This is a genomic window from Rhizobacter sp. P2_D12, assembly GCF_056404395.1.
In genome coordinates this window covers 1-7,839 of sequence record NZ_JBFUEB010000178.1, presented here as the reverse complement: position 1 = coordinate 7,839, position 7,839 = coordinate 1, and the positions used below count along the sequence as shown (strand labels likewise).

The window sequence follows — 7,839 nt, the reverse complement described above, 5'->3', positions numbered from 1 at the left end:
CCGCGCAAGTCGGTGCGCTCACCAGCGACCAGATGCCCAACATCGAGTCCGCCGACCTGCGTGCCATCAGCACCGCCGGCATCCGCGGCCTCAACAGCGACCAGTTCGCCGCGCTGACCTCGGACCAGATCGCCTCGCTGACCACCGGCCAGGTGGCTGCACTGACGACCACGCAGATCGCCTCGCTGGCCTCCGACGACCTGAACGCGCTGAGCACCACCCAGTTCGCCGCGATGTCGTCGACGCAGCTCGCCGCGCTGACGACCGACCAGATCCCGACGCTGGAATCGGCCGACCTGCGTGCGCTGAGCACCGCCGCGCTGCGCAACTGGACCACCGCACAGATCGATGCGCTGACCTCCGACCAGATGGGCCAGCTGACGACCGCGCAAGTGGCCGGTCTGACGACCGCCCAGCTGTCCAACCTGGTGACCGACGACCTGAACGCACTGAACACCGCGCAGTTCGTCGCGCTGTCCACTGCCCAGGTCGCCTCGCTGACCCCGACCCAGATCGCCGGCCTGCAGTCCGATGACCTGCGCGCCCTCGGCACCGCCCAGTTCGCGGCGCTGACGACCGCGCAAGTCGCCGCGCTGACGACCGACCAGTTGCCGAAGCTGGAATCGGCCGACCTGCGTGCGATCAGCACCGCGGCGCTGCGCCAGCTGAACAGCGACCAGCTCGGTTCGCTGACCAGCGACCAGTTCGCCGCGCTGACGACCGGCCAGGTCGCCGCACTGACGACGACCCAGCTGTCTTCGCTGGCCTCGGACGACCTGAACGCCCTGACGACCAGCCAGTTCGCATCGCTGTCGACCGCCCAGGCCGCTGCACTGACGACCGACCAGATCCCGACGCTGGAATCGGCCGACCTGCGCGCGCTGAGCACCGCCGCGCTGAAGGGCTGGAGCACCGCGCAGATCGACGCCCTGACCTCCGACCAGATGGGCCAGCTGACGACCGCGCAAGTGGCCGGCCTGACGACCGCCCAGCTGTCCAACCTGGTCACCGACGACCTGAACGCGCTGAACACCGCGCAGTTCGCCGCGCTGTCCACCGCCCAGGTCGCCTCGCTGACCGCCAGCCAGATCGCCGGCCTGCAGTCCGATGACCTGCGTGCACTGGGCACCGCGCAGTACGCCGCGATGACCTCGACCCAGGTCGGCGCGCTGACCAGCGACCAGATCCCGAACCTCGAATCGGCCGACCTGCGGGCCATCGGCACGAGCGCGATCCGTGCGCTCAACTCCGACCAGCTCGCTGCCCTGGGCTCCGACCAGATCGCCGCGCTGACGACCGGCCAGGTGGCTGCCTTGACGACCACCCAGCTGTCGACGCTGAACAGCGACGACCTGCGCGCCCTGACGACGCAGCAGTACGCCGCGCTGTCGACCACGCAAGTGGCCTCGCTGACGACCGACCAGATCCCGGTGCTGGAGTCCTCCGACCTGCGCGTGCTGAGCACCGCCGCGCTGCGCAGCTGGAGCACCGACCAGCTGAACGCGTTGACCTCCGACCAGATGGGCCAGCTGACGACCGCGCAAGTGGCCGGCCTGACGACCGCCCAGCTGTCGCACCTGACGACCGACGACCTGAACGCGATGAACACCGCGCAGTTCGCCGCACTGTCCACCGCCCAGGTGGTCTCGCTGACCGCCAGCCAGATCGCCGGCCTGCAATCGGATGACCTGCGCGCCCTCGGCACGGCCCAGTACGCCGCGCTGACGACCACGCAGGTCGGTGCGCTGACCAGCGACCAGATGCCGAACCTGGAGTCGGCCGACCTGCGGGCCATCAGCACCGCTGGCATCCGTGGCCTGAACAGCGACCAGTTCGCTGCGCTGACCTCGGACCAGATCGCCTCGCTGACGACCACGCAGGTGGCCGCGCTCACGACCACCCAGATCGCCTCGCTGGCATCGGACGACCTGAACGCGCTGAGCACCAGCCAGTTCGCGGCGATGTCGTCGACGCAGATCGCGTCGCTGACCACCGACCAGATCCCGACGCTGGAATCGGCCGACCTGCGCGTGCTGAGCACCGCCGCGCTGCGCAGCTGGAGCACCGACCAGCTGAACGCGCTGACCTCCGACCAGATGGGCCAGCTGACGACCGCGCAAGTGGCCGGCCTGACGACCAACCAGCTGTCGCACCTGACAACCGACGACCTGAACGCGCTGAACACGGCCGACTTCGTCGCGCTGTCCACCGCCCAGGTCGCCTCGCTGACCGCCAGCCAGATCGCCGGCCTGCAATCCGATGACCTGCGTGCGATGACGACGGCCCACTACGCCGCGCTGTCGACCGCGCAAGTCGGTGCACTGACCAGCGACCAGATCCCGAACCTGGAATCGGCCGACCTGCGCGCCATCAGCACCGCCGGCATCCGCGGCCTGAACAGCGACCAGTTCGCTGCGCTGACCTCGGACCAGATCGCCTCGCTGACGACCGCACAGGTGGCGGCCCTGACGACCACCCAGCTGTCTTCGCTGGCCTCGGACGACCTGAACGCGCTGAGCACCAGCCAGTTCGCGATCCTGTCGACCGCGCAGGTGGCCTCGCTGACGACCGACCAGATCCCGACGCTCGAATCGGCCGACCTGCGTGCGCTCGGCACCGCCGCGCTGCGCGGCTGGAGCACCGACCAGCTGAACGCGCTGACCTCCGACCAGATGGGCCAGCTGACGACGGCGCAAGTCGCCGCGCTGACGACCGCCCAGCTGTCCAACCTGGTCACCGACGACCTGAACGCGCTGAACACCGCGCAGTTCGCCGCGCTGTCCACTGCGCAAGTCGCCTCGCTGACCGCCACGCAAGTGGCCGGCCTGCAGTCCGATGACCTGCGTGCCCTGAGCACGGCGCACTACGCCGCGATGAGCACCACGCAGATCGCCGCGCTGACGACCGACCAGTTGCCGAACCTGGAATCTGCCGACCTGCGTGCCATCAGCACCGCGGCGCTGCGCCAGCTCGACTCTTCGCAGCTCGGCTCGCTGACCAGCGACCAGTTCGCCGCGCTGACGACCGGCCAGGTCGCCGCGCTGACGACGACCCAGCTGTCGCAACTCGGCTCCGACGACCTGAACGCGCTGACGACCGCCCACTTCGCGGCCCTGTCGACCGCCCAGGCCGCCGCGCTGACGACCGACCAGATCCCGACGCTGGAGTCTGCGGATCTGCGTGCACTGAGCACCGCCGCGCTGCGCAACTGGACCACCGCGCAGATCGACGCCCTCACCTCCGACCAGATGGGCCAGCTGACGACCGCCCAGGTCGCCGGCCTGACGACCGCCCAGCTGAGCAACCTGGTCACCGATGACCTGAACGCGCTGAACACAGCCGACTTCGTCGCGCTGTCGACCGCCCAGGTCGCGTCGCTGACGGTGAGCCAGGTCGCAGGCCTGCAGACCGACGACCTGCGTGCGATGACGACGGCGCAGTACGCCGCGCTGACCACCGCGCAAGTCGGTGCGCTGACCAGCGACCAGATCCCGAACCTGGAATCGGCCGACCTGCGTGCCATCAGCACCGCCGGCATCCGCGGCCTGAACAGCGACCAGTTCGCCGCCCTCACCTCCGACCAGATCGCCTCGCTGACCACCGCGCAAGTGGCCGCGCTGACGACCACCCAGCTGTCCTCGCTGGCCTCGGACGACCTGAACGCGCTGAGCACCGCCCAGTTCGCGATCCTGTCGACCGCGCAGGTGGCCTCGCTGACCACCGACCAGTTGCCGACGCTCGAATCGGCCGACCTGCGTGCACTGAGCACCGCGGCGATCGCCAACCTGAGCACCGCCCAGGTCGATTCGCTGACCTCCGACCAGATGGGCCAGCTGACGGTGGCCCAGGTGCAGGCGATGACGACGGCCCAGCTGTCCAACCTGGCCAGCGACGACCTGAACGCGCTGAACACCGCCGACTTCGCGGCGCTGTCGACCACGCAAGTGGCTTCGCTCACGGCCAGCCAGATCGCCGGCCTGCAATCGGACGACCTGCGTGCGATGACGGTGAGCCAGTACGCGGCGATGACCACGGCCCAGGCGCATGCGCTGACGACCGACCAGATGCCGAACCTGGAATCCGCCGACCTGCGCGCGCTGAGCACCAACGCGATCCGCGCGCTCGATTCGGACCAGCTGGCGGCCCTGACCTCGGACCAGATGGCGGCGCTGACGACCGCCCAGGTGGTGGCGCTGACGGCCGGTCAGGTCGGCACGCTGACCACCGACGACCTGAACGCGCTGACGACCAGCCAGTTCGCGGTCTTCACGACGGCCCAGGCCCAGTCCTTCAGCACCGACCAGATGGCGGCCCTGCAGACCGACGACCTGCGTGCGCTGAGCACCGCCTCGCTGCGCGCGCTGAGCGGCAGCCAGCTGGACGCGATGGGCTCCGACCAGTTCGCGGCCCTGACGACCGGCCAGGTCGCATCGCTGACGACGACCCAGGTCGCCGGCCTGTCCAGCGATGACCTGAACGCGCTGACGACGACGCAGTTCGCCGCGATGACGACCGCGCAGGTGGCGGCGCTGACGCCGACGCAGATCGGCACGCTGGCCACCGACGACATCCAGGCCCTGAACACGGCGCACTTCGCGGCGCTGTCGACGGCCCAGGTGATGGCCTTCACCACCGACCAGATCTCGGTGATCGAGACGCAGGACCTGCGTGCGCTGACCTCGACCTCGCTGCGTGCCCTGTCGGACGCCCAGCTGGCCGAACTGACCACGACGCAGCTGTCGTCGCTGGGCGGCCAGGTGAGCAACCTGACGACCTCGCAGCTGTCGCACCTGTCGACCGACGACCTGAACGCCTTCACCGCGTCGCAGTTCCTGGTGATGAACACCGCCCAGGTGGCCTCGCTGACGGCAACGCAGATCGGCAACCTGGAGACCGCGGACATCCATGCGCTGAGCACGGCCTCGATCCAGGCAATGACGACCGACCAGGTGATGGCGATCACGACCGACACCTTCCAGGCCCTGAGCGCGGCGCAGATCGCCGCCTTCACGACCGCGCAGGTGCATTCGCTGACGACCGACCAGATCATCGCGCTGACGACCACACAGACGATGGCCCTGGAGACGCAGGACATCGCGGCGATGTCGATGACGCAGATCTCGGCCTTCGAAGGCCAGGACATCGCGGTGATGTCGTCGCCGCAGCTGGATGCCTTCATGGCTGCCTCGCCGATCGTGCTGGACCTGAACGGCGACGGCGTCTCGACGGTGTCGGCGGCGCACGGCGTCAGCTTCGACCTGAACGCCAGCGGCCACGCCTCGAAGGTGGGCTGGGCCTCGGCGACGGACGGCCTGCTGGTGATGGACCGCAACGGCGACGGCAAGATCAACGACGGCACCGAGCTGTTCGGCGTCGCGACCCTGAAGGCCGACGGCACCCGCGCCGGCAACGGGTACGAGGCCATGAAGATCGAGGACACGAACCACGACGGCAAGCTGACCGCAGCGGACGCTAACTTCGACAAGCTGAAGGTGTGGGTCGATGCCAACCAGGACGGCATCTCGGAAGCCGGCGAGCTCAAGGGCCTGGCCGACTTCGGGATCGTCTCGCTGGACCTGCATGCGGCCACCGGCACCACGGTGCAGAACGGCAACCTGCTGGGCCTGGTGTCGAGCTACACGACGACGGACGGCGCCAAGCACGACATGGCCGACGTCTGGTTCGGCAAGCAGGCGAGCACCGAGGCGGCGACGACCAAGGAACTGCCGGTCGCGCTGTCCGACGTGCTGGCGGCCCCGACGGCCGACGTGCTGGGCGGCAGCAGCGCCCCGACGGCGGCCACGGTGCAGCCGGCGGCGCATGCCGCGGTGCACGTGGACCACAAGCTCCTGGCCGATGAAGAACACCTGAAGAACATCGGCCCGCTGATCTGATGGAGGGAGGCTGACGGCGCGGCACGCACCCCCTGGAGTGCGTGCCGCGTTGCCACGCCGGTCATCTGAATGAAATTCGGCTTCGTCAAATGGTTGGTCGGCAAGCTGCTGCCCTCGGCGTGGCGGGACCTGTTCTCGTCCGACGGCGGCAGCGGCGGCTCGACCTCGACCACGCCGGCGACGCCCACGTCCAGCACCGGCGGGTTGACCGACGCCCAGGTGCAGGCGCTCACGACGGCGCAGATCGCCGGCATGACGACGGCCGAGCTGAATGCGCTGACGACGGCGCAGTTCGCGCTGCTGTCGGCGACGCAGGCCGGCGCGATCACGACCACGCAGGCGGCGAACCTGGAAACCGCCGACCTGCGCGCACTGACCACCGCGGCGATCCGGAGCTGGAACAGCGCGCAACTGGCCGCACTGACGACCCAGGAAGTGAGCCTGCTGACGACGCAGCAGCTGGCAGCCTTGACGACGGCCCAGGTGGCGCAGCTGCCGACGGCCGACCTGAATGCACTGACGACCGCGCAGCTGGTCGCGCTGACCACGGCGCAGGTGGCGGCACTGACGCCGGCGCAGATCGCCGCGATGGCGACGCAGGTGCTGAACGCGCTGACCACCGCCGAGTTCGCGGCGTTGAACAGCGCGCAGGCGGCGGCGCTGACGACGCAGCAGATCGTGAACCTGGAGACGGCCGACCTGCGCGCGCTGACGACGGCGGCGCTGCGCGGACTGTCGGCCGCGCAGCTGGACGCGCTGAGCACCGACCAGGTGGCGCTGCTCGGCACCGCGCAGGTGGGCGCGCTGGCGCCGGCGCAGATCGCGGCCCTGACGACCGCTGACATCCAGGCCTTGCAGACGGCGCAAGTCGCCGCGCTGAACAGCGCCCAGGTGGCGGCGCTGACGACCGACCAGGTCGCGGCCCTCGAGACGGCCGACCTGCGCGCGCTGGGCTCCGCGGCCTTCCAGGCGCTGAGCCCGGCGCAGATCGACGCGTTCACGCCCGCGCAGTTCGGGGCGCTGACGACGGCGCAGATCGCGAAGCTGACGCCGACGCAGATCGCCGGGCTGGGCAGCGACGACCTGCAGGCGCTGACGACCACGCAGGTCGCCGCGCTGACCTCGGCCCAGGTGATCGCGCTGTCGACCGACCAGGTCGCGGCGCTGGAGACGGCGGACATCCGGGCGCTGGGCACGGCCGCGTTCCGGGCGCTGAGCAATGCCCAGATCGACGCGCTGACATCGGACCAGCTGGCGGTGCTGACGACCGCGCAGGTGGCCTCGCTGACGCCGGGCCAGGTGGCGGCCTTCGGCACCGACGACCTGCGCGCGCTGAGCACGGCGCAGTTCGCCGCGATGTCTTCGGCCCAGGTGGCAGGCCTGGTGCCGGCCCAGGTGGCCGCGCTGGAGACGGCCGACTGGGCGGCGCTGAACACCTCGGCCATCAAGGCGCTGAGCGCTGCCGCGGTGGCCGCGCTGACGACCGACGAGATCGCCGCGCTGACGACCGCCCAGGCGGCGGCGCTGACCGCGACGCAGGCCGCCGCGCTGACGCCGCAGCAGATGCTGGCGCTGGAGACGAGCGACCTGCGGGCGCTGGGCTCGGCCGCATTCCGCGCGCTGACGCCGGCGCAGGTGGACGCACTCAGCTCGGACCAGTTCGCGGCCTTGACGACCGCGCAGATCGCGTCGCTGACCGGCCCGCAGATCGGCGCGCTGCACACCGACTACCTGAACGCGTTGACGACCACGCAGTTCGCCGCGCTGTCGACCGCCCAGGCGGCCGCGCTGACGGCGACCCAGGTGGCGGCGCTGGAGACGGCCGACCTGGCGGCGCTGAGCACCGGCGCGGTGCGCGCGCTGAGCGCCGCCGCAGTGGCGGCGCTGACGACCGACGAGATCGTCGCGCTGGGCACAGCCCAGTTCGCCGCGCTGACCAGCGCGC

1 protein-coding gene and 1 pseudogene are annotated in these 7,839 nt (G+C 70.4%); both read left to right on the top strand.

Annotated elements, in window-relative coordinates:
• The first annotated feature begins 32 nt into the window (after positions 1-32).
• Complete coding sequence (locus AC1DYN_RS30725) at positions 33-5,894, top strand: SPM autocatalytic domain-containing protein (RefSeq protein WP_477966284.1); 5,862 nt, start codon at positions 33-35, stop codon at positions 5,892-5,894.
• Positions 5,895-5,963: 69 nt separating this feature from the next.
• A pseudogene (locus AC1DYN_RS30720) lies at positions 5,964-7,839 on the top strand (heme utilization protein); the annotation flags it as partial.

What these genes read in the sequence shown, in the direction of transcription:
- AC1DYN_RS30725 (WP_477966284.1), top strand. Translation starts at nt 33, where the DNA reads ATGCCCAACATCGAGTCCGCCGACCTGCGTGCCATCAGCACCGCCGGC.